We start from the raw sequence: 21,250 nt of genomic DNA on the forward strand, positions 1-21,250 counted from the left end.
AGGAAGGATGCAATGCCATGAAGCTACTCTACGAATTCAAAGAAGTGTTCGGGGACGATGACATACCCGAAGTCCTGATATCTCGCCTCAGCGATGAAAATAACGAACTTGATAAGCCAGACTTCACCGTACGTGTGTCTTCACTCAACAATGACGGGAAGTATTACGTTATCAGCAAGCCGGAAGATGTGGATGGTAACGGTAAAGGTGACAAAAATGACGCGTCCTACTATGAGCTGGCCGCCAAGCTGGTAACCGACTTGGTCACCTTGAGCGACATCGGTGATAAGAAGCGCTTTAGTCGCATATTGATAAGATTCAAACCTGGCTCAACAACGGATATCGAGATCCTGCATTTCAAAGACGGCAACAACATCATCTCTGCAGCTGACTTTATCGTGACGGTAACAGACCCCGACCGCTACGGTAAGTATCGAAAAGTCAAGGACCTCATCGACGCCGATGGCGATGGCGACGCAGACAGCAATGACCGTCTGATTTACCGGACGCTGGCCACATCGTTTGCGTCAATGACAGACCCGCGCCCGTAGCAGGTCTGTCAGGATGAAACAGCTCAGGATCGAGGCTTACTCCCTACCGACTCCAGGGGCATCGATTTGTTTTTTGCCTGCCCGCGCATGTACAACGCCTCGACCAGCTTCTGCCGCTCATCCTGGGGCAGGTTACCGGCGAACTGCGCCAGGGTGCTGTCCACCAGTGCCCGAAGGGCCATATCGGCCTCCCGTGCCTTGGCCAGCTCTGCCACCAATGCCTCACGGTCCAGGCTTGGCGCTTCCAATTGCTTGATCACACCCAATCGCGCTTCACGCCCCGCCATGATCAGCGGCTGGCTGTCGTCGCGATTGTGGCGCAACAACTGGCGCAGCTCCCTGCGTCGCTCCACCGGCAGCTTCAACATCGCCTGGCGCAAGCCGTGCTGATTGACCACCGCTGCGGCGGTCGGCGTGTTGGCCATCCAATGGTAGAGGCCGCCACCGACGCCGCCGATAAGAAACACGTTGAGCAACACCGAAACGAGCAACCACGGCTTGAGGGATCTGCTTGTCATTGCTCGGCTTCCTCGGCATTGACGGTGAAGACGACTTCCGCGTCGCCCTGGTCGAAGACGCTGGGCAGCACGTCGGATGACCGCATGGGCAGCGGCACGCTCATGGACGCCACCAGCATTCCCGTGACGACGCCTGCGATCCCTACGCCCACAAGGCCGGCCGGCGATAACCAACCGGCGTAACGCGACCAGAAAGACTCACCGCCCACTGCGGATCGGCGAATCTGCCTGACCAACGCCGCGTCGGCGACGAGCGGCTGATAGCTGTCCAGCTGGCTGTCGAGCCAACGCGCCTGCTGCAAGGTTTCGCGCGCATGCACATTGCCGCTGCGGAGCAATGCCTGGGCCGGTGCCTGTTCAGCATCGGGCCAACGCCGCAGGTCCGCCCCGTAGGCGTCGGCCAGATAAGCAAAGCGTTCGGGTGTCATGGTGTTCCCCTTCCTGGGCGGGCAAGCCCGGGTGTGTCGGCAAGTTGGCTGCGCAACTGGCGTCGGGCCCTCGACAGCAGGCTCTCCAGTGCCTCGACGCTGATATTCATCAGGGCCGCGGCGTCGATGTTCGACAGCTCCTGGTAGTACTGCAACACGATGGCTTCGCGCTGGCGCTCGGGCAAGGCCGCCAACGCGGCGGCCATGCGTGCACTGCGGTCCTGGGTTTCCAATTGCTCTTCAGGCGATGGCGAGCTGTCTGCCACCTCCAGCGCCTCTTCGTCGCTCAACGGGCGCTCCTTGCGCCGGCGCAGGCGGTCACGGCACAAGTTGAGCACCACCCGGTGCAGCCAGGTATCGAAACGCGCCTCACCACTGCGCCAATTGGCAGCCTGGCGCCAGATGCGCAGGAAACTTTCCTGGGCCACGTCCTTGGCCTCGTCGGCATCGCCCAGTATTCGACCGGCGAGCGCAAGCAACCGGGGTAGCTTGCGGGTCACCATTTCGTTGACGGCCGCAGGTTCGTTATTGCCGATACGTGCCAGCAGCTCAACGTCCGGATCAGTGTCTTTCAATCGGGCAAGTCTCGGTCCGGGGCTAAGAGGTTTCAGCGAATCCAGTGCCCTTCACGCCAATACCAGTTCGGGCCATGGGCTTCCCAGTGCCCAGGCTCCCAGCGGGCATGGCGCATCACCGGCTGCCAGTGACCCGGCACCCAGGCGTAACCGCGTCCTTCCCAGCGCCAGTGGCCAGGGTCCCAGGCATAACCGGGGCGCTCGGCGGGAATCATTTCCACGCGCTGCGGGGGTGGCGCCTGCTGGATGATGATGTCGGTCTGGGCAAAGGTCGGGGTACTGACGAACGCAGCGAAGGCCAGCGGGATCAGCACGGCATAACGCAAATGGGCCAGGGGTCTCATGGCAACTCCTTCATTGGCGTGCAGGAATACACGCTGCTGATGGGTTGAACGGCGTGTGCCGGAAAATCCGTCGCAGGCCGCGGCGTTTTTTTTCAGGCAGTGGTCAAACGCAGTATTGCGCAGGGGATGGCAAGGCTTGATGAAATGTTTGAAAGCTTCGCGACGGATTTACACGGGTGACGGCGTTTAACCAGTACGCACAACACACCCATGAGGAAATACCATGTCTCGTCGCCTATCCATGCTGGTCGCCGCCTTGTTGATCGTCAGCCTCAGCGGCTGTGTGATCGTGCCGGAGCATCGGCATTGCTGCTGGCGCTATTACGGCGCCGCCGCGACACCGACCGACACCGTCAACGGCTGATCCCGCGCGCTAACCCCTCCGCGTCCGGCCTGGAGCGCGGGGGGATGCAAACGTATCGACCCTGCCGCTTTTCACCGCGTAAATGCCCCACGGCTGACGCCAGAATGCCCATCACTCGACCTCCCGTCTGCTGCTGCACCCAGCGCTTGACTCCAGCCCATGATCAAATGACGCTGTTGGCGTTTAGCCATCATCGCGAGCCGCCCAATCATGAGCACCGAACTCCCAAGCCTGCCCGACAGCGATGTGTACAAGACGCTGCTGGAATCGACCAAGGCCATCCCCTGGCGCATCGACTGGCAGACCATGACCTTCAGTTATATCGGCCCGCAGATCGAAGCGCTGCTGGGTTGGGCGCCGAAAAGCTGGGTCAGCGTGAATGACTGGGTGGAGCGCATGCACCCGGATGACCGCGAATACGTTGTGAATTTCTGTGTCTCGCAATCCCGTGCCGGGGTGGACCACGAGGCCGATTACCGCGCGCTGACGGTCAACGGCGACTATGTGTGGATTCGCGACGTGGTGCATGTGGTACGCAAGGATGGCGAGGTCGAAGCGCTGATCGGCTTCATGTTCGATATCAGCGAGCGCAAAAAGACCGAAGAGCACCTCACTCGCCTGCAAAAACAGCTGGAGGAATACTCCTTCCAGGACGGCCTCACCGGTATCGCCAACCGCCGCATGTTCGATACCGTGCTGGAACGCGAATGGGCCAGCGCCCAGCGTAGCCAGTTGCCGCTGTCGTTAATCATCCTGGATATCGATTTTTTCAAGCAGTACAACGACCACTACGGCCATATCAAGGGTGATGAATGCCTGCGCCAGGTGGCACGCACGCTGTCATTGGCGGCCAACCGACCGCGGGACTTCATCGCGCGCATCGGCGGCGAGGAATTCGTTTGGTTATTGCCGGAAACCGACGCCGCATCGGCCAGGCAAGTGGCGCAACGTTGCCTGCATCTGATTTGCCAGCAACAGATCGAACATGGGTTTTCACCGGTATCAAACCTGCTGAGCCTGAGCCTGGGGGTCGGCACGCATATCGTGACGCCGAACAGTGCGATGCTGGGGTTTGTCGAAAGCGTCGACAAATTGCTGTACCAGGCCAAGCACAATGGACGGATGCGTGCAGAGTTTGCCGAAATAGAAGTGTGATACCGAGGTCAAAACGCGGGCAAAAAAAATCCCAAGTAGCTGATGGAAACTTGGGATTTAAAAATGCATAAACCGTGGGAGGTGAACGCCCGGCAATAATACCCAGTGTAAAAAGCTGTAACAAGATTATTTTAATCCTTTCGTCGGATTAAAAGCGTCGTAAGTCATTCAATAACCACATATTTTTTAAGGTAGAGGGGTATATGAATGCCACTTTTTGGTGCAAGTATCGCGATTACTTCCACCCCATATATCCCTTTATAAACAATGGTTATTAATTAAAGCGGCGTGACACTTTTAGAGGATTGCCCGTTCAACCGTTTGCAGGTTTCTCGAAGTTCGACACTGTTAGACGATGCCGCACTGGCCACACGCTCCACTTGCCGGCACAAGGCAATGCGCTCGGCCGCCGCTTCGCGTTGGCGGTCGACCTCGGCATTGAACTGCACGAAATAGATCCCCAGTGCCCCTGCGACACACAGCACCCCGAACGCGAAATAACGCAAGCTGTTGGACGATTCAGCCGCTGGCGGGTTCATGAGGTTATAGCGCCCTGCTCTTTTCGTAGCGGACGTCGTCACCCATCTCGTTGGCCACCACCAAGGTGCCAATGGCATAAAGCGTTTGCATACTTGCCTCCTCCATGCAGGACGCAATTGTATGCAAAATGAAACATGGGATTGTGGTGGATTTGTAAAGCGCCTGCCCCGCAGGGGCTGATCAAGAGCACAGGCGCTGCTGGCCAGTCGTTTATTTACGCGCCACTTTGTAGCGCAGGCAGTCCTGATAGAACGTCTGGCGAATCGCCTCGGGCTTGAGCCGAGAGCGGCTGTCATAGGTCTGCTCGGTGATGCCCATGGCCATCATGCGCATCCACGATTTATTGAACTTGATGGTCTGGATCTTTTGTCGCGCGGCATACAGCGAAACCCCTGACAGCTTGAGTTCCTGGGCCCTGGCGGCAGTACCTGCGCCCCAACTGCACATGTACTTGTCCCCCTCGCGCAACTCCCGTGCCTGCACGGTAGCCGCGCCGCCGGCCAGGGAGCAGGCGAACAGCATGATTCCAACAGTGCGCATTTGTTCCCTCACCTAACCACCTGAAAATAAAAGCGATTCTGGCGAGAATTTTGTTACAAAGGGGCCACTAAATTGCCTTATTGCACACGGTAGGAGTGAGTTCTATCGCACTTACAGGGACTGCATGGGTTCACCACCGATAAGTGGCGCTCGCCTGCACGGTGCGTTGCGAGCCATACCAGCACCAGGAGTAGGACAAGCAGGACGCCACGTATTCTTTATTCGCCAGGTTGGTGGCGTTCAGCGCCAGGCGCAGGTTGTCCTTGGGGTTGGCGATATTCGCAATGTCGTAGTGCACCGCCGCGTCAAACAAGGTGTAGCCCGGGACTTTCAGGGTGTTGGCCGTATCCCCCCAGGACGATCCGACATAGCGTGCGCCAGCACCGGCGCCGAATCCTTTCAACTGGCCATCATGGAAGGTGTAGTCAGCCCAGGCCGAGGCCGTATGACGCGGCAGGCCGTACGTGGTCGTGCCTTTGACCGGGATCGCCGGCCCTACGCCCACATCGCTGACCGGCGCGTACTGCGCGGTGCTGTTGGACTTGCTCGCACGGTTATCCAGGTACGCGTAGGCGGCGGTGATGTCCAGGTTGTCGTTGAGGCTGGCCTTGCCTTCCAGTTCAAAGCCACGGGATTGCTGTTCGCCGTCCTGGATGTTGCAACGGCCATTGCCACACAGGTGGGTCGGGTCTGGGTCGATGGTAGGCACGTTGCTCTGGCGCAGGTCGAAAATCGCCGCCGTGATAAAGCTGTTGCTGCCTGGCGGTTGGTACTTGATACCGATTTCATACTGCTTGCCCTCGGTCGGCTTGAACACCGAACCACCGTAGCCGGTGCCCGATTGCGGGTTGAACGACTCGGCATAGCTGGCGTAAGGCGCCAGACCGTTTTCAAACAGATAGACCAGGCCCACACGCCCGGTAAACGCCTTGCTGTCCAGGGAGGATTTGCTCTTGGCGCCACTGCTCAGGGTCTTGGTAGTGCTGTCGGTGCTGGCCCAGTCATAGCGACCGCCGAGCAACAGCACCCATTGGTCCCACTTCATTTGCTCCTGCAGGTAGACCCCCGTCTGTTCGCTGCGCGAGGTCGCATCGGTGGTGAACGCTGGCGTGGCCACGGGCGCGCCGTAGACCGGGTCGAAGATATCCAGGTCCGGCCCCGAGCCGTAACCGGCCTTGGTGTCGGTGCTGGTGTTCTGGTAATCGAGGCCCATCAACAACGTGTGCTGCAATGGCCCGGTGTCGAATTTGGCTTGCAGTTGGTTGTCGAGATTGTAGGCGTCCATGTCGACATCGGTGGCAATGGTCGAACGCTTGGACGTGCGGTAATCCGCCCTGAGGTAGCTGTTGTAGAGGCTCCGATAGACACCTTCGGCACGCAGGTAACGCGCGTTCTGGCGCACGGTCCAGACATCGTCGACATGATGTTCGAACGCGTAGCCAAGGGAGTAATACTCACGGTCACTCTTCTCGAAATTCTTTTCGCCGTCGTAGAAGTCCACGTCGATCTTGCGCCCGGTCGGACTGTGCAGCACCGAGCCCCAGGCCGGCACCGAGCCGTAGGATGCGCCCTGGGGGTCCTTCTGGAAATGCCCGAGCAAGGTCAGCGAGGTGGCCTCGTCGGGGCGCCAGGTGAATGCACTGGACAGCGACTGGCGGCGGGTCTCGGTGTGTTCGACCTGGCCGTCGGCCTCGTCGAACAATCCCGCCACACGGTAGGCATACACGCCCTGATCGTCGATCGGGCCACTGAGGTCGAAGGTGGTGCGCTTCTTGTTGAAGGTGGTGCGCTTCTTGTTGAAGGTGCCGTATTCGACGCCCACTTCATGAAACGGCGTGTCCAGCGGGCGCTTGGTGACCATATTGATCACCCCGCTCGGCGTGCCCTGGCCATACAGCACCGACGCCGGGCCGCGCAGTACTTCGACGCGCTCCAGGTCGAAAGCATCCTTTTGCGGCAAGGCGTCACGGCTGGAAGGCACGCGCAGGCCATCGAGGTAGGTGGATGGGGCGAAGCCACGGATGGTCAGTTGGTCCAATCGCGAGGCCGTGGCGCCACGGGTTTCCGGAACGACAGCGGCGCTGTAGCGCAGGATCTGGTTAAGGCTCTCGGCGTTCTGTGCGCGCATCTGGTCTTTAGTGACGATAGAAATCGACTGCGGGGTTTCAATCACTGCGGTGTCGGTCTTGGTTCCTGACAGGCTGCGCGTGGCCACGTAGCCGGCCACCGGCCCGGTCGGACTGTCGGCCCGGTCGGCCGCGCTGATGGTCGTGGCCTGTAACTCCATGGCCCCGCCGTTATCCGGGATAGCTTCCAGACGGTAGCGGTCGGCGGAGATCTTCAGCGCCTGCAAGCCGCTACCGGCGAGCACATGATTCAGCGCTACCTCAGTGTCGTATTGCCCGCTCAAGCCATTGCTGCGTTTGCCACGGGCCAGGCTTGCATCGAAAGCCAGCACCAGGCCCGCCTGTTCGGCCAGGCTATTGAGTGCCTGGCTCAATTCGCCGGCCGGAATCTGGAAACGGCGCAAGGCGCTGCGGCTTTCTTCAGCGAAGGCGGACGGCACGATCAGCAGCGGCACGGCGGCAAAGGCAATCGCCACGGACAGGGCCAGTGGGTGCAAGGGACGAGCAAGGCGCGACATGGGAAATCCTGCGTAATGGAGGTTCTATTAACCATGACGGGCACGCAGGAAAATCGGGCAAGGATGAGAGCAGTTTTTATTTGAGTGGTGTACTGCAATCGGTTGGATCGCTTTTTTGTGTAGCCCTTTGGGTAGGTTTTTCGCGTCTTTTTCCTGACTGTGGTGAGCCCTTTCTGATTTTCAAAACCGTTCATCCAGCCGCTTTTCGCTGCGGCAGACTCCGACGCCTTGCCTTCTGCCGAGACGTCACGGATGACCAACGCTTCCCACATTGCCCATATCGAACATGAGCTGGATGGCTTCCATCAGAGCCTGGTGACGTATCGCCAGCAACTGGGGGCCTGGTATTCGCGCGCGCTGGATTCGGTGAGCCACGCCGCTGATTTACCGTCGTTGCTGGGGATGGATCGGGTGTTGCGCGCGGGGAATTCGCAACGTTCCGTGAGCCTTTCCGATACCGACTTCTCCACCGTGGCCCGCTGCCCGGCGGGCGGTATGTTGCAGATCGAAAGCAAGTTCGAGTCGGTGTATGACGTGCCGATCGGCGATATCCCGGTTGAGGTGATCGGCCTGGATGACGGCAGTTCTACCGTGGTCATGCTCGATGAACAGGGTAAAGGCTCACACCCATGCGTCGCGGGCGCGCGCTACCAGGTACGGGTGCAAGGCGGCGTGTCGGCGCAACAGGTGGACGCGTTGTTTGTGTCCTACGCCGGGTTGACCGCAGACCTGGAGCAATGGCTGCGGTCGCAGTGGGAAGGGTTCAAGCCGCATTGACAACAGTCGACGGCCAGCGCGATTGGCAGCGGGATATTGGCCGGCAGTTGGGCGGCATACTGGCGTCGACGACAAAAAAACAACATCGTGCGTTTAAAGCTACTAGGAGCTGGAAGTGGCTACAGACCAAATAAAAAGGACCCAGACAATCCAATTTTTAATCCATCCATGAACGGCGCAGAAATGAAATTTCGTGAAGAGGGCACGCCTTTCACTCTGTTTCCAACCTCGGAATAAAAATGTTATTTCATCCAAACTCTGACCATATCCCTTTCGACGCCAGCTTGTACTATTTCGTAGGCGTCTTTGACATTTACGACAGAGAGGAAACCAAGGGGGAAGAGCTCGCACACTACAACCCCAACAATAATAAAGACAGAGAAGCCCTCATACTTAAATACTGTCTGGACCCTTCCAGCAAGCTTTCATATCGCCACAGATATAAATTAATGGAAAATTTACTCAGCGCACTAAAAACCGAAAACTTTAACTTTCACTCTTATTTCGAGAATGCCCCAGAGAAATACTCAACAATGGCATGGAACGAAACAGAAATAGCCGATCCACGGGGTTTCTTCGTTGATATCTAACGGTTAGCCAGCGATGCCTGGAAAGATGACCTCCAAAAAGCTAACCTCGAAGACCAATCAGAGTGGTAACGCCACCACTTTCCCAGACCACTTCCTTTTGTGCAAGCTTGCTCGCACTGAGTGTCTAAGCGACCCCAGTCAGAAAAAGGAAAAAAGGGGACAGGAGTAGAAAGGGGAAAGAACTACTTACAGGCTAAAGGCTCGATTCACTATTTGATTAAACAAATCCTTCCCCGCCTCCCAAGAGATAAAAAATTAAAATCGTACATATAAATGAATCTGGAGGTGAGGCCAGGGGAAAGCATACACCCAATAAATGATGCGAGATTCACAACCTTCCCCCATCACCCCCACGCCACCACCAACAACCCCACCCCCAACACCAAACACAACGGCGAATAAAACCACGTATCCAACCGCGCAAACCGCGACCCGCTGACTTTCTTGAAAAAACCCACCAACTCCGAATCCCCAATCGCCCTGGCAAACATGAGCACGGCAATCGCGCTGATCCCCCATTGCAATGCGCCATGGGACACCGGCGAGAAATACAGCCCTGCCCGCAGGCACACCAGCAATGCAATCGCGACCAACCCCATCGCCACCAGGAAAGTGCCCAACGCCGAGGGCTTGAACGCCGGGCGTGGCCCGCTGGCAAATTCGCCGGGCAGTTGGGGGATGGCGGCGAGACTGCCAAGTTTGCCGCCGGCGGCCCAATACAGGTGGACCATGCTGATGCAGGTAAAAATGCCGACGACCCATCGTGCAACGACGAAGCTCATGGTGGTTCTCCCTGAAAAGATGCGAAGTAGGATAGCCCCCCTGAAATTTTTTGCAGGCATTTCGTCGGCGGCTGATGGTAAAGTGCCGCCCCATGAAACTTGCCCGTGCCGACCGCTCGATCATTGCCTGGATGCTCTACTGCTGCGTCCTGTTCAATGTGTTCGCGTGCAGTATCGGGCATGGGCAGATGGTCGGGATGCAGCTCAATGGCCTCGGCGGTCAGTTCTGTACGGTGGACCCGCGCACCCAGGCGCCCACGCCGTCCAACTCCACCGATGAAAGCCTGCCAACCCTGTCCAAGGCGTTTGGTTGCCCGCTGTGTTCGACCGGCGGCATGGGCCCGGCATTCAGTTCCAGCCTGAATGTGGCGGTATTGCCACAGCCTCATGCCCCCCCTCCGGCCATTGTCGCCACCGCTGACCTCCCCGCCCGCTTTACCTGGCCAACGGCCCATCCTCGCGCGCCGCCCGCCTTTGCCTGATCCCTTTGCTTTCTGATCTGCACTGACCACCGTTTCCGCGAGGAAGTACGGCGGCCGTGCGTTGTTTCAAGCCAAGTTTTTCAGGATTCAACTCATGAAACATTTACCCCTGTTAGCAGGCCTGTTCGGCTGCCTGCCTGTCTGCGGCTGGGCCGTTGAGCTGGCCCCAACCACTATTGATGGCGAACAAACCGCCGAGCCCGGCCTGGCCTTGGACCAACCCAGCGGCATGGCGTCGCGGCTGGGCCTGAGCGTGCGGGAAACCCCGGCCTCGGTGGCCATCGCCACACGCAACGACATCGAGCGCCATGGCGCCAGGACCTTCCGCGACGCCGCCAACACCTTGCCCGGTGTCAACGCCAGTGCACCGCCAGGGTTTGGTGGTTTTGTGTCGTATCGGGGATTTACCAGCAGCCAGATCACCCAGATGTTCAACGGTATCAATGTGGCGACCGGCCTGGCGCGGCCAGTGGATGCGTGGATTTATGACCGCGTGGAACTGGTCGGCGGCCCCTCCTCGCTGATCAACGGTGCCGGCTCCGTGGGGGGATCGCTGAACTATGTGACCAAGCTGGCCAGCCGCGAGGAACAGGCCGCCGAAGGCCAACTGACCTATGGCAGCTACGATACCGCCGGCATGGCCTTCGGCCTGAACCATGCGCTCACCGAGCCAGGCGCCGACGTGCAGCACTATGCCCGCCTGGACGTCAGCCGCAACACCAACCACAGCTATATCGACCGCGACCAGCGCGACGCCTGGAGCGTGGCGTTTTCCCTGCTCAGCGACTTGACCCCCAACCTGTCCCACACCCTGGCCCTGGAATACCAGGATGAACACGAAGACAGTCCTTACTGGGGCACGCCCGTGCTCAACCCCAAGGCCGGTGAGTTGAAGATCGACACACACAACCGCTTCAATAACTACAACGTCGCCGACGGTCGTTACGAACAACGCACCCTCTGGGCACGCTCGATCATCGACTACCGGATCAACGACAGCACCACGTTGAAAAACACCCTTTACCACCTGGACAGCCAACGCGATTACCGCAACCTGGAAACCTACCAGTACAACGCCGACAACAGTGCGGTGAACCGTTCAACCGCCTACCAGGTGCGCCATCAGGGCGAACAGCACGGTAACCAGTTCGAGCTGCGTCATGAAGACCGCGTCTTTGGCCTGTCGACCACTTGGTCCGGGGGCTTCGAGTACAAGGTCAATAGCACCACCAACAGCCCGCTCAGGGCGGCCGGCAATAGCACAGTGGACCCTGATCACTACGACCCTGGGCACTTCTACGACATCCCAGGTACACGACCCGGCTTTATCAGGGACAAGACCAACGAGGTCACGACCAAGGCACTGTTCGTGGAAAACCGCCTGGGCCTGACCGATAAATTGTCACTGCTCACTGGCCTGCGTTACGACGCGATCGACCTGGACGTGACCAACCACGGCAGCGTGACGACCACTAACCCACGCCACTTCACGCGCAGTTGGGAGCCGGTGACCGGCCGGGTTGGCCTGACTTACCAGTTCATCCCCTCAGCCAACGTGTATGTGCAATACAGCACCGCCGCCGAGCAGCCGAGTACCACGACTCAAGTGTTTGACGTGTCGACAGGCAAGCAGTGGGAAGTGGGCAGCAAGTTCGACTACCTGGACGGTCGAGGTTCGGCCACCGTCGCCGCCTACAAGATCGAGCGCAAGGACTTTGCCGTCACCGATCCGCTGGACCCGAACAACAGCATCCCGGTCGGCGCGCAATCGTCCAAGGGGATCGAGTTGGCCAGTTCATTACGCATCACACCCAGGCTGCTCGCCGAAGGCAACTTCGCCTGGGTAGATGCCGAGTATGAGGAGTTCAACGAGAAGATCGCCAGCGGTGCGGTGGTGTCGCGCAAGGGCAATACGCCCACCAATGTGCCCAAGCGCGTGGGCAACCTGTGGCTGACATACGATTTTGCCGAAGATTGGCAGGGTGGCGTGGATGCGCGCTACGTCGCCGAAGTGTACGCGGACAATGCCAATACCCAGACGGTACCGGCCTACACGTTGTTCGGCACCTTCCTGCGCTACAAGGTGGACGCGCGCACCTCGGTGACGGGCCGGGTGCGCAACCTGACCAATGCGGTGTATGCCGAATTTGCCCATGTGTCGCCAGCGTATTACCTGGGGGCGCCGAGGACGTTTGAGGTGGCGGTACAGACCCGGTTCTAACGCTGTAATGCGAACAAAATGTAAAAGGGGCTTGCTCCCGACAGCGGTGCATCAGCTGGATATGGAATAGTCCTTACACGACCGCATTCTTTGTGGCGAGCGGGCTTGCCCCGCGTTGGGGCGCGAAGCGGCCCCATTCCAGGCGATGTGTTTTTAACTGACACACCGCGCTGCCTGGTTTTGGGGCTGCTGCGCAGCCCAACGCGGGGCAAGCCCGCTCGCCACAACAGGCCCGCTCGCCACATTTTTAGCACTCCCGCGGTCGAGAGAGGGAACGTTACCTCAAGCTGGCTTCGACTTTCTGCGCCACATCCTCCGTCAACCACGCCTTCCACACCTCTGGGTGTTCCTTGAGGAACGCTTGGGCGACCTCCCGCGGCGCGGTGTGATTCTCGCTCATCGTCGCCAAGGCCTTGTTCAGCGGTTCAATGGGGAACTCGACCTTCTCGAAGAACCCGGCGATCTGCGGATGCGCCTTCTGGAATGGCGTGGATACGCCAATGCTCAATTTGGACGCCAGCGAACGTGTCGGTTTCGGATCGGGATTGTCCGCGTCGGTCAGGGTCTTCCAGGCCTCGGCATCAAATGGCGGCTCTTCGAGCTGGATCAGCTTGTAGCGCCCCATCAGCGGCGTCGGCGACCAGTAGTAGAACAACACCGGCTTGCCACGGCGAATCGACGAAGCGATCTCGGCGTCCAGCGCCGCGCCCGAGCCGCTGCGGAAATTCACATAACTGTCGTCCAGGCCATAGGCCTTGAGCTTCTGCTTGTTCACCACTTCGGAGGTCCAGCCAATCGGGCTGTTGAGAAAACGACCCTTGCCGGGTGATTCCGGGTCTTTGAACACGTCCTTGTAACGCGCCAGGTCCTTCACGCTCTTGAGGTCCGGTGCCAGGGGCTTGAGGCCTTTGGCAGGATCACCCTTGACCACGTATTCCGGCACCCACCAACCTTCGGTGGCCCCCTTGACCGTATCGCCCAGGCCCACCACCTTGCCTTCAGCCTCGGCCTTGACCCACACCGGGCTGCGCCCTGCCCACTCTTCGCCGATCACCTGGATATCGTTCTTGGCCAGGGCGGTTTCCAGGGTGATGGTGGTGCCTGGCAAGGTGTCGGTGGGCAGGTCATAGCCCTTCTCGACGATAAACCGCAGGACCTCGGTGATCAGGCTGCCGCTTTCCCAGTTCAGGTCGGCAAAGTGTACCGGCGCCTCGGCAGCCGATACCGAGGCCACGGATAGTCCCAGGGTGGTCAGGGACGCGGCCAACAGCGATTTCAATCCTTTCATGCCTTTGCACCTCGCATTTTCTTGCAGCCATGGCGGACGGCTTTGCTGCAATGCGCGAAGCCTCTGAATAGTTAAGTCAACTCAACTGTAGTAGAGGTTCCGAGGGACAAAGGATGTTCGTGGTATTGACCGATTACTCACTGGCCTTGAAGGTCACCAGCTCACCCTTGCGCCATTTGGCGGCCTTGCCGGTCACGGCCTTCAGGGTCTTGGTCAGGCCCTCCTGCAGTTGCTCATGGGCGGCAAATACCAGCATCACGCTGTGGCCTTCCTTGAAGACAATGCCCTGGCCCTCGGCGCAGGACACAAAGGCGTAATCACCCAGGCCATACACCGTCAACTTGATATCGCGGAACTTCAATTCAAACTTGCCGCCTTCGCGACTGGGTAATACCGCGGCGCGGAAATGGTCACCGACCTTGAGTTCCAAACGCGGTTTATCATCCACCACCAGTGCGGTTTCGGTATCGATCTCGGCGATATAGATACCTTCCGGCGTCTGCTCAGTGATGTAGACGAAACGGGATTGAAACTGCTTGACCAACTTTGCGCGCAAATCACCCAGCACGAATAACGCGTGCATATCCAGATTACTGACTGCCAAGGAAACGCCCCCACATCGAAAAAAGCACCGTCCGCCAGAGCGGGCAGCACGAAAAAACGGCCGTAACGGCACGATCACACAACACATTCTTTGAAAAAAACTGAAGAAAATCCCGCTGCTGCGCCGTAAGACTAGTACAGGCGTGCACGATGGACCTCTTGCAAGGTCATCAGGCGTCACAGGAAATCACAGGTTCAACGACACGAGAATACGCGCCGACCAGCTTCAGAGAATAACCCCATTAAAAACGCAGTTTCCGACAACTCATACAAACACACACACCTTGGCATGGAACCAGGCAGCGGCCACTGGCGACAATACTAAAACAGCAACACGGGTCAAAACCACCCGAAACGCTGGTGGTGAGTCCACAAGATAGATCGACAGGAGCTGACCATGCTACGACAACAACACGACGCTACGTCTTCCCGCACTCGTTCATCATGTCACGACGAGCGCCAATACTACTGCTTGCACAGCTCCAACGGGTACTCGAATTCGGTTCTTTACCAAGTTGTTCCGGCCGGCAGGAATTTCTTTCATATCCTCGAAGTCACCAGTGGCAGGATCCGAGGATTTCGCAGCGACCACAACCAGGCCTGCGAATTGGCCAAGCAACTGGAGAGCGCCCTGCACGCCCTGCACGGCGGAATCGTTTCGTCACCTGGATGACTTTACTGCGCCACCGCCCTTCAACAACTGCCATACTGGCCCGTCCATTGAAGTTTGCCCCCCGCGGGTCAGGTTTCATCAGTGCAGTTACCTTGAAGGGAAGGCTATACGTGACGGAATTTGATATTGGCGAATTTTTTATTCATGGCGATGCCAGGGAAGTAGACGGGGAGTTTCAAGCAGTTATCGTGATGCGCGCCAAGTCGCCCTTGACCACCGTTACAACGCACCAAGTCGAAAAAGACCGCTGGTTCAAGACACTCGACACTGCCGCGATCGCGGCCAAGGAAGCCGCCAAGGCCCTCAAGACCGCCGTCGATTGCGGGGCACTGACCTCCTGACAATCCGATCGAACTCTACCGCGCCCCAAGCCTCCGATGCATACCCCACCTGAAAAACCTGCACGGAGAACGATATGGACGCGCCGATACCTACGCTGGAAACCCTATTTGCACAACTGGGCCTGGATTCAACCCCGGAAGGCATTGACGAATTCATCGCCGGGCATCCTTTGCCCGCGGGCGTGAAACTCATCGATGCGCCTTTCTGGTCGGACCGGCAGGCACAGTTTCTCAAGGAAGAGCTGCGCGAAGACGCCGAATGGGCGATCGCGGTGGATGAACTGAACCAGCGCCTGCATCAGTCGCAATAACCTCCCTCAATGCAGGCTGCCTGATTGTTCCAGGCGCAACAACGCTTGCCAGGCAGCCCTGCACGCTTGCGCTTCATCCCGGCTGGCGAAGGCGGTGCCACGCGGCTCACCGTTGACCAGCACCACCCAACACGCATTCTGGCCCAGCGCACGCAGGCTTGGCGGCACGCCACTGCCAATCATCACGGCCACATCGACTTTGTTTTGCATGAAGCTTCTCCGCAACATTAGTTAGCTGGCTAACAATGTTGCCCATGCTACGGTTTTCCTCCCGTTGGAAAAAGCCATCTTCGGAACAGCTTCCTTGCATAAACCGCAATAATCCCTAGCGCGCGGCCTTGGTGCCTTCGGGCTTGTAGCCCAGGCGCAAACCGCCCCAATGCCGGCCCCGGACCATGATCGGCACCGACAGGTCGTGCATCAGCTCGCCGGTATCGCGGGTGTAGGTCTGGAGCAGCACCGCTTGCTGATGGCTGCCGCAGCGAATTCCGGTACGGTCATCGAACTTGCGCTTGGTGCGGTTCTGCACCGCATCGACCTGGGCATCGCCCGTCAAGGCCTGAGAAAACGCCTTGTTGTGGGTTGGCACATAACCTTGTTGGGTGCAGGCGATCGCAAACACCAAGCCTTCATGACGCGGCAGCAATGCTTCCTGGATCGCCGGCAGGACCTGGTCGGTGTAACCGTCGAACCGCGTGTGGTATTTGCTGGGGCTGGTGTTGGGGATCAGCGTGTAGCTGCGGTCGAACAAGTCGTCCAGGGTGATGCGGTTTTGCAGCACATCCGCCTCGAACTGCTCGGCAATCCGGCTCGCACCCTCGCGCGCCAGGTCATAAACACGCTGGTGATAGTCATCCAGCCCGACGGCGGCCAGGCGTTCGCTGATGGTTTCGGCCTGCCCTTCCATCTGCACGGCGGCGCCGGCCAATTCACGGGTTTGCTGGTCGCTCACGTCCAGGTCGCTGCGCATCTGTTCCACCGCATGGAACAGGCTGTCCAATTGTGCGCGGTTGGTGTCGGTGCCCTGGGCGATTTCATTGACCTGCCCTTCCACGTCCGCCGCCAGGCTGGCGATGCTCTCCAACTGCTCACCGGCGTGTTCCACCTGTTCGACGCCGGTGTGCAAGTCCACCGACAGTTGGCGAATCTGCTCCACCACCTGCGTCGTACGTTGCTGGATATCCGCGACCATCAGCCCGACTTCATCGGTGGCCGTGGCAGTACGGCCGGCCAGGCCGCGCACTTCGTCGGCGACCACGGCAAACCCGCGGCCATGCTCACCGGCCCGCGCCGCCTCAATGGCCGCATTCAACGCCAGCAGGTTGGTCTGGCTGGCGATGGATTGGATCACCAGGGTCACACGCTGGATTTCCTCGCTGCGCTGGCTCAGCGCTTCGATCAGCTCGCGGCTGGCATTGGCGCGCTGGCTGAGTTGGCGCATGCGTGTGATCGACTGAGTCAGGACCTCACGCCCCTCCGTGCTGCGCTGATGGGCCTGACTGGCCGCGCCCAGGGCTTGGCGGCTGAGCTGGGAAGTGACTTTTTCAGTATCAATCATCACTTCGGCGTTGCTGACGATCTGCTTGGCAGCGCTCAATTGCGATTGCACGCGAGCGGCCAATTGCTTGACCGAATAGGCCACGCCGGCAGCGGACAACGCGTTATGGCTGGTGGTATAGGAAAGATCGCGCGTCAGGTCACCGATGGCATCGGCGGCGTCGGACGACGAAAGGCTAAGGGCAGGTTTTTTCAGGCGTGGCAGCCAGATCACCAGCAAGGCCAGTGGCACGCACAGGTATATCGGCAGGCTGGCGAACGCAAGGCCCAGCAGTACCAGCACCAGGGCGGTGCTCTGCAGAAGCGGCGTCAACCAGCCGGGCAGCCCGCGCACCACCGCTTGCGGAGGCACTGCTGCGCCCATCAGAGATCCGTCTCCAGCCATCTTCGTCACCCCGCTGTTTGTCATTGTTGTCCCTACATTAAACGCCACTATCCAGCCATTATCCATGGGCCTTTAGTGGGGTAGCTTGCAGCAGATCAATAGACGGGGGCGTAACGGTATTTCCCCGGGGCACCGCAGTCGCGGTCCCCGGCTTCAATGCATCAGGCTTGGCGCTGGTGCTTGTCGATCTGCTCGTGGCGCTCTTGCGCTTCGATGCAGTATTTGGTGGTCGGGCTGATCAGCAGGCGCTTGAGGCCGATAGGCTCGCCGCTGTCATCACACCAGCCAAAGGAATCTTCCTTGATGCGTTCCAGTGCGCGCTCCAGTTGCGGCAGCATGCGCTGGTCGCGGTCGATGGCGTTCACCAGCCAAGTGCGCTCTTCCTCGACGGAAGCGGCGTCAGCCGGGTCCGCCGGGGTGTCCAGGCTTTCAATGGCGATACGGTTCTGTTCAATGCGCTCGTGGTGTTCGACTTTCATGTCCTGCAGCAACTTCTCGAAAAAAGCGTGCTGTTCGGCATTCATGTAGTCATCCGCCGGCATGGCCAGCAACTTTTCCTTTGTCATTGATTTCTCTATAAAAAATACGTGCATTAAGGCGAATAAGGGAGCGTTCCGGTCGACCTGTGCAAGTCTCGGAAAGGCGCCGTCCATTTCAAGCGCCACCCGGCACTCAATTTACGAGGGGCGGCAGTCTAAGGCCGACTTGAGGGCTCAGCAACTGAAAAGACAGGCATTTTTTCCGGGACAACCCCCAAAGGCACCAGGACGGGCTTGGTGAACGGGTCATCGGAGTGTGTTTATAGCAAGAAATTCAATGTTGTGGAGCTATATAGAAGACAAACGGTTGAAACAGACTGTTAATCATAAAATATGGGAGAGGGCTTCCCCCCTCCTGCATTCAGTGCTCAACAGTCACACGTTCATTTAGCGCTTAAGCTTGCGCTTGTTGCGGTATTGGTCGATCACCACCGCGACCACGATGATCAGGCCCTTGATGATGTCCTGGATGTACGCATCCACCCCGACGAAAGTAAACCCGCTGGCCATCACCCCAAGGATCAGCGCGCCGATCACGGTGCCGGTAATGCGCCCTACGCCGCCTGCCAGGCTCGTGCCGCCGATCACCGCAGCGGCAATCGCGTCCAGCTCATAAGACATCCCCATGCCGGCCTGGCCGGTGGCCGCACGCGCCGAAGCGACCACGCCGGCCAGGCCCGCCAGCAACCCGGCAATGCTGTAGACGATGATCAAGTGACGCTTGACGTTGATCCCCGAGGTACGCGCCGCCTGCATATTGCCGCCGATGGCATAGGTGTACTTGCCGTACTTGGTGTAGCGCAGGGCGATATGGAAAATCACCGCCACGACCAGGAAGATGATCACCGGCATCGCGCCATGGCCGATGGCCGTGTAGGAGTCCGAAAGCATGCTCACTGGCTGGCCTTCGGTGTAGTAACGCGCCAGGCCACGGGCCGAGACCATCATGCCCAGGGTGGCGATAAACGGCGGGATACCGGTGACGGCAATAATGCTGCCGTTGATCGCCCCCGCCAGCAGCCCCACCCCGAGGCCCATCGCCACCGGGATCCAGACCGGCAGGTCGGTCAGGGACGGAAACACCGCCCGGGAAAAATCGGAAGTCTGTGCCAGGCTGGCGGCGATCATCGCCGATAATGCGAGCACCGAGCCGGAAGACAGGTCGATGCCGGTGGTGATGATCACCTGGGTCACACCGATGGCCAGCAGGCCGATGATCGATACCTGCAGAATCATCAGCACCAGGCGCTGGGAGTTCATCAGGAAGCTCTGGTCGCGCACGATCCAGCCGAACAGCTCAAACACCAGGCCGATACCGATCAGCACCAGGAAGATGCTCAGTTCGGTTGGCAAACGTCGACGGTGCTTGACCGGTGCCGTGGCAGGCTTGTTATCTGTTATTGCGTTCATAGCCAATCACCTTCTTATTCTATGGCGCGGACCAACCGCAGGCCCGCGCGACTGTTCGTCAGTGGACCACCGGCAAACCGGAAGCCAGATGCATGACTTTTTCCTGGGTCGCGTCCGCACGGTCCAGGGTGCCCATCAGTTCACCCTCGTGCATCACCATGACCCGGTCGCTCATGCCGAGCACTTCGGGCAGCTCCGAGGAGATCATGATCACGGCCATGCCTTCACTGGCGAGAAAGGAAATCAGACGGTAAATCTCGGCCTTGGCCCCCACATCGATACCGCGGGTCGGCTCATCAAGGATCAACAACCGAGGGTTGGTCATCAGCCAGCGTGCCAGCAGTGCCTTTTGCTGGTTGCCGCCCGACAGGGTGTCGATGCACTGTTCCAGGGACGGGGTCTTCACCCGCAGCTTCTTGCACATGTCTTCGCACAGCGCGCGCAAGGCTTTCTGCTGGATAAACCCATTGCCCGAATACAGCGGCAGCACCGCCATCTCCATGTTTTCCAGCACCGACAGGCACGGGAACAGGCCGCTGAGCTTGCGGTCCTCGGTCAACAGGGCAAAGCCTTTCTCGATGGCCATGTGCGGGTCGGCGATACGCACCGGCTGGCCATCCAGGGTGATCTGGCCGCTGGAGCTTGGGGTGATCCCGAAAAGGGTTTCCGCCACATTGGTGCGGCCCGAGCCCATCAACCCGGCGATGCCGAGGATCTCGCCGGCATGCAGGTCGAACGACACATCCTTGAACACACCGTCCAGGCTCAAGTCGCGCACCGACAGCAGCAGCTCGCCGATCGGCGCTTCGCGCACCGGGAACAATTGGCTGAGTTCACGGCCGACCATCATCGAGATCAGGCTGTCGCTGTTCATGCTGTCGGCCCGCTGCAGGCCGATATAGTGACCGTCGCGGAACACCGCCACCTCGTCGGCGATGGCGAACACTTCGTTCATCTTGTGGGTGATATAGACAATGCCTTTGCCCTGGGACTTGAGGTCGGCAATGATCGAAAACAGGTGCTCGACTTCCTTCTCGGTAATCGCCGACGTCGGTTCGTCCATGATCAGGATGTCGGAGTCATAGGACACCGCCTTGGCAATCTCCACCATCTGCCGCTCGGCGATGCTCAGGTTGCCGACGTGTTCCTCGGGGTCCAGATTAATACGCAGGCGCGCCAGCAATTCGGCGGTGCAGCGGTGCATTTCGCGGTGGTTGACCATGTGCAGGCTGTTGAGCTGCTCACGGCCGATCCAGATATTCTCGGCGATGCTCATATGGGGCATCAGGTTGAGTTCCTGGTGGATCATCGCGATCCCGGCCTTCTGCGCGGCCAACGGTGTCTCGAACACAATCGGCTGGCCCCGCAGGCGGATTTCCCCGCTGTCGGGCTGGTAGATACCGGCGATGATTTTCATCAGCGTCGACTTGCCCGCGCCGTTCTCGCCCATCAACGCCAGCACCGACCCGGGGCGTACACGCAATTGCACATCGGCCAGGGCCACGACGCCGGGAAAGCCTTTGCTGATGTTGACGATTTCCAGCAGGTAGGGTTCGTCCAGCGGCAGGGGCTGGATACCCGGAGACTGCGAGACAGTGGCTTGAGCAAGCATAAGGGGTACTCCATCTGCAG

The 21,250-nt window shown here is 59.1% G+C and carries 23 protein-coding genes; 8 read left to right on the forward strand and 15 right to left on the reverse strand.

Features of this window, described 5'->3' with window-relative positions; genetic code table 11:
* Positions 1-17 precede the first annotated feature (17 nt).
* On the forward strand, positions 18-551 hold the full coding sequence (locus AB7933_RS20210; RefSeq protein WP_024075995.1) for a hypothetical protein: 534 nt from the start codon (positions 18-20) through the stop codon (positions 549-551).
* A 23-nt stretch (positions 552-574) separates the two neighbouring features.
* On the opposite strand, the gene AB7933_RS20215 is transcribed toward AB7933_RS20210, so the two are convergent.
* From AB7933_RS20215 to AB7933_RS20230, 4 genes are read right to left on the reverse strand one after another with little or no spacing between them, the layout of a single operon-like run.
* Complete coding sequence (locus AB7933_RS20215) at positions 575-1,069, reverse strand: periplasmic heavy metal sensor (protein ID WP_024075996.1); 495 nt, start codon at positions 1,067-1,069, stop codon at positions 575-577.
* Positions 1,066-1,497 carry a hypothetical protein gene (locus AB7933_RS20220; protein ID WP_024075997.1) on the reverse strand — a complete coding sequence of 144 codons (432 nt, stop codon included), beginning with the start codon at positions 1,495-1,497 and terminating at the stop codon, positions 1,066-1,068. The genes AB7933_RS20215 and AB7933_RS20220 overlap by 4 nt, the downstream gene beginning before the upstream one ends.
* A complete protein-coding gene (locus AB7933_RS20225) occupies positions 1,494-2,072 on the reverse strand; it encodes an RNA polymerase sigma factor (protein WP_024075998.1) in 579 nt (192 codons plus the stop codon). The genes AB7933_RS20220 and AB7933_RS20225 overlap by 4 nt, the downstream gene beginning before the upstream one ends.
* A gap of 32 nt (positions 2,073-2,104) precedes the next feature.
* The gene (locus AB7933_RS20230; protein WP_024075999.1) at positions 2,105-2,416 is read right to left on the reverse strand and encodes a YXWGXW repeat-containing protein; all 312 of its coding nucleotides are present in this window, start codon (positions 2,414-2,416) and stop codon (positions 2,105-2,107) included.
* A gap of 223 nt (positions 2,417-2,639) precedes the next feature.
* Between AB7933_RS20230 and AB7933_RS20235 the strand changes: the two genes are divergently transcribed.
* Positions 2,640-2,780: a hypothetical protein gene (locus tag AB7933_RS20235; protein WP_024076000.1), complete on the forward strand. Its 141-nt coding sequence runs from the start codon at positions 2,640-2,642 to the stop codon at positions 2,778-2,780.
* Between the two features lie 210 nt (positions 2,781-2,990).
* Positions 2,991-3,935, forward strand: coding sequence for a sensor domain-containing diguanylate cyclase (locus AB7933_RS20240; protein WP_024076001.1), 945 nt, complete (start codon positions 2,991-2,993; stop codon positions 3,933-3,935).
* Positions 3,936-4,213: 278 nt separating this feature from the next.
* Here AB7933_RS20240 and AB7933_RS20245 read toward each other — a convergent pair whose 3' ends face one another.
* The 3 genes from AB7933_RS20245 to AB7933_RS20255 form a co-directional block, all read right to left on the reverse strand.
* Complete coding sequence (locus AB7933_RS20245; RefSeq protein WP_024076002.1) at positions 4,214-4,474, reverse strand: hypothetical protein; 261 nt, start codon at positions 4,472-4,474, stop codon at positions 4,214-4,216.
* A 211-nt stretch (positions 4,475-4,685) separates the two neighbouring features.
* Positions 4,686-5,015 carry a hypothetical protein gene (locus AB7933_RS20250; protein ID WP_024076003.1) on the reverse strand — a complete coding sequence of 110 codons (330 nt, stop codon included), beginning with the start codon at positions 5,013-5,015 and terminating at the stop codon, positions 4,686-4,688.
* Positions 5,016-5,145: 130 nt separating this feature from the next.
* The gene (locus AB7933_RS20255) at positions 5,146-7,659 is read right to left on the reverse strand and encodes a TonB-dependent siderophore receptor (protein WP_024076004.1); all 2,514 of its coding nucleotides are present in this window, start codon (positions 7,657-7,659) and stop codon (positions 5,146-5,148) included.
* A 252-nt stretch (positions 7,660-7,911) separates the two neighbouring features.
* On the opposite strand from AB7933_RS20255, the gene AB7933_RS20260 reads away from it, so the two are divergent.
* On the forward strand, positions 7,912-8,436 hold the full coding sequence (locus AB7933_RS20260) for a hypothetical protein (protein WP_024076005.1): 525 nt from the start codon (positions 7,912-7,914) through the stop codon (positions 8,434-8,436).
* A gap of 934 nt (positions 8,437-9,370) precedes the next feature.
* Here the strand turns inward: AB7933_RS20260 and AB7933_RS20265 are convergent.
* A complete protein-coding gene (locus AB7933_RS20265; RefSeq protein WP_024076007.1) occupies positions 9,371-9,808 on the reverse strand; it encodes a DUF3995 domain-containing protein in 438 nt (145 codons plus the stop codon).
* Between the two features lie 92 nt (positions 9,809-9,900).
* Between AB7933_RS20265 and AB7933_RS20270 the strand changes: the two genes are divergently transcribed.
* Positions 9,901-10,290 carry a DUF2946 domain-containing protein gene (locus AB7933_RS20270; RefSeq protein WP_041160960.1) on the forward strand — a complete coding sequence of 130 codons (390 nt, stop codon included), beginning with the start codon at positions 9,901-9,903 and terminating at the stop codon, positions 10,288-10,290.
* Between the two features lie 94 nt (positions 10,291-10,384).
* A complete protein-coding gene (locus AB7933_RS20275; RefSeq protein WP_024076009.1) occupies positions 10,385-12,511 on the forward strand; it encodes a TonB-dependent receptor in 2,127 nt (708 codons plus the stop codon).
* Between the two features lie 277 nt (positions 12,512-12,788).
* On the opposite strand, the gene AB7933_RS20280 is transcribed toward AB7933_RS20275, so the two are convergent.
* Both AB7933_RS20280 and AB7933_RS20285 read right to left on the reverse strand, forming a co-directional pair.
* Entirely contained in the window at positions 12,789-13,799 is a 1,011-nt protein-coding gene (locus AB7933_RS20280; RefSeq protein WP_024076011.1) for an ABC transporter substrate-binding protein, read from the reverse strand.
* A 133-nt stretch (positions 13,800-13,932) separates the two neighbouring features.
* A complete protein-coding gene (locus tag AB7933_RS20285) occupies positions 13,933-14,382 on the reverse strand; it encodes a hypothetical protein (protein ID WP_051448895.1) in 450 nt (149 codons plus the stop codon).
* Between the two features lie 803 nt (positions 14,383-15,185).
* On the opposite strand from AB7933_RS20285, the gene AB7933_RS20290 reads away from it, so the two are divergent.
* On the forward strand, positions 15,186-15,416 hold the full coding sequence (locus AB7933_RS20290; RefSeq protein WP_024076014.1) for a hypothetical protein: 231 nt from the start codon (positions 15,186-15,188) through the stop codon (positions 15,414-15,416).
* A 74-nt stretch (positions 15,417-15,490) separates the two neighbouring features.
* Positions 15,491-15,727 (forward strand): DUF2789 domain-containing protein, encoded by a 237-nt coding sequence (locus AB7933_RS20295; RefSeq protein ID WP_024076015.1) that lies wholly within the window; start codon positions 15,491-15,493, stop codon positions 15,725-15,727.
* 6 nt (positions 15,728-15,733) lie between these two features.
* Here AB7933_RS20295 and AB7933_RS20300 read toward each other — a convergent pair whose 3' ends face one another.
* From AB7933_RS20300 to AB7933_RS20320, 5 genes are all read right to left on the reverse strand, one after another.
* Positions 15,734-15,937: a hypothetical protein gene (locus AB7933_RS20300; RefSeq protein ID WP_024076016.1), complete on the reverse strand. Its 204-nt coding sequence runs from the start codon at positions 15,935-15,937 to the stop codon at positions 15,734-15,736.
* Between the two features lie 115 nt (positions 15,938-16,052).
* On the reverse strand, positions 16,053-17,735 hold the full coding sequence (locus AB7933_RS20305) for a methyl-accepting chemotaxis protein (protein ID WP_370694614.1): 1,683 nt from the start codon (positions 17,733-17,735) through the stop codon (positions 16,053-16,055).
* A gap of 95 nt (positions 17,736-17,830) precedes the next feature.
* Positions 17,831-18,235 (reverse strand): TraR/DksA family transcriptional regulator, encoded by a 405-nt coding sequence (locus AB7933_RS20310; protein ID WP_003191666.1) that lies wholly within the window; start codon positions 18,233-18,235, stop codon positions 17,831-17,833.
* Between the two features lie 360 nt (positions 18,236-18,595).
* Positions 18,596-19,618: an ABC transporter permease gene (locus AB7933_RS20315; RefSeq protein ID WP_024076018.1), complete on the reverse strand. Its 1,023-nt coding sequence runs from the start codon at positions 19,616-19,618 to the stop codon at positions 18,596-18,598.
* A 58-nt stretch (positions 19,619-19,676) separates the two neighbouring features.
* Entirely contained in the window at positions 19,677-21,230 is a 1,554-nt protein-coding gene (locus tag AB7933_RS20320) for a sugar ABC transporter ATP-binding protein (RefSeq protein WP_024076019.1), read from the reverse strand.
* Positions 21,231-21,250 lie beyond the last annotated feature (20 nt).

Origin of the sequence: Pseudomonas gorinensis (assembly GCF_042015035.1) — a bacterium.
Classification (GTDB): Bacteria; Pseudomonadota; Gammaproteobacteria; order Pseudomonadales; family Pseudomonadaceae; genus Aquipseudomonas; species Aquipseudomonas gorinensis.

Excerpts from the sequence above, each read along its gene's own strand:
- AB7933_RS20240 (WP_024076001.1), top strand. The coding sequence starts at position 2,991 with ATGAGCACCGAACTCCCAAGCCTGCCCGACAGCGATGTGTACAAGACG.
- AB7933_RS20310 (WP_003191666.1), bottom strand. The coding sequence starts at position 18,235 with ATGACAAAGGAAAAGTTGCTGGCCATGCCGGCGGATGACTACATGAAT.
- AB7933_RS20270 (WP_041160960.1), top strand. The coding sequence starts at position 9,901 with ATGAAACTTGCCCGTGCCGACCGCTCGATCATTGCCTGGATGCTCTAC.
- AB7933_RS20255 (WP_024076004.1), bottom strand. The coding sequence starts at position 7,659 with ATGTCGCGCCTTGCTCGTCCCTTGCACCCACTGGCCCTGTCCGTGGCG.
- AB7933_RS20220 (WP_024075997.1), bottom strand. The coding sequence starts at position 1,497 with ATGACACCCGAACGCTTTGCTTATCTGGCCGACGCCTACGGGGCGGAC.
- AB7933_RS20275 (WP_024076009.1), top strand. The coding sequence starts at position 10,385 with ATGAAACATTTACCCCTGTTAGCAGGCCTGTTCGGCTGCCTGCCTGTC.
- AB7933_RS20320 (WP_024076019.1), bottom strand. The coding sequence starts at position 21,230 with ATGCTTGCTCAAGCCACTGTCTCGCAGTCTCCGGGTATCCAGCCCCTG.
- AB7933_RS20315 (WP_024076018.1), bottom strand. The coding sequence starts at position 19,618 with ATGAACGCAATAACAGATAACAAGCCTGCCACGGCACCGGTCAAGCAC.
- AB7933_RS20230 (WP_024075999.1), bottom strand. The coding sequence starts at position 2,416 with ATGAGACCCCTGGCCCATTTGCGTTATGCCGTGCTGATCCCGCTGGCC.
- AB7933_RS20245 (WP_024076002.1), bottom strand. The coding sequence starts at position 4,474 with ATGAACCCGCCAGCGGCTGAATCGTCCAACAGCTTGCGTTATTTCGCG.
- AB7933_RS20215 (WP_024075996.1), bottom strand. The coding sequence starts at position 1,069 with ATGACAAGCAGATCCCTCAAGCCGTGGTTGCTCGTTTCGGTGTTGCTC.
- AB7933_RS20285 (WP_051448895.1), bottom strand. The coding sequence starts at position 14,382 with ATGCACGCGTTATTCGTGCTGGGTGATTTGCGCGCAAAGTTGGTCAAG.
- AB7933_RS20210 (WP_024075995.1), top strand. The coding sequence starts at position 18 with ATGAAGCTACTCTACGAATTCAAAGAAGTGTTCGGGGACGATGACATA.
- AB7933_RS20250 (WP_024076003.1), bottom strand. The coding sequence starts at position 5,015 with ATGCGCACTGTTGGAATCATGCTGTTCGCCTGCTCCCTGGCCGGCGGC.
- AB7933_RS20300 (WP_024076016.1), bottom strand. The coding sequence starts at position 15,937 with ATGCAAAACAAAGTCGATGTGGCCGTGATGATTGGCAGTGGCGTGCCG.
- AB7933_RS20260 (WP_024076005.1), top strand. The coding sequence starts at position 7,912 with ATGACCAACGCTTCCCACATTGCCCATATCGAACATGAGCTGGATGGC.
- AB7933_RS20280 (WP_024076011.1), bottom strand. The coding sequence starts at position 13,799 with ATGAAAGGATTGAAATCGCTGTTGGCCGCGTCCCTGACCACCCTGGGA.
- AB7933_RS20305 (WP_370694614.1), bottom strand. The coding sequence starts at position 17,735 with ATGGATAATGGCTGGATAGTGGCGTTTAATGTAGGGACAACAATGACA.
- AB7933_RS20295 (WP_024076015.1), top strand. The coding sequence starts at position 15,491 with ATGGACGCGCCGATACCTACGCTGGAAACCCTATTTGCACAACTGGGC.
- AB7933_RS20235 (WP_024076000.1), top strand. The coding sequence starts at position 2,640 with ATGTCTCGTCGCCTATCCATGCTGGTCGCCGCCTTGTTGATCGTCAGC.
- AB7933_RS20265 (WP_024076007.1), bottom strand. The coding sequence starts at position 9,808 with ATGAGCTTCGTCGTTGCACGATGGGTCGTCGGCATTTTTACCTGCATC.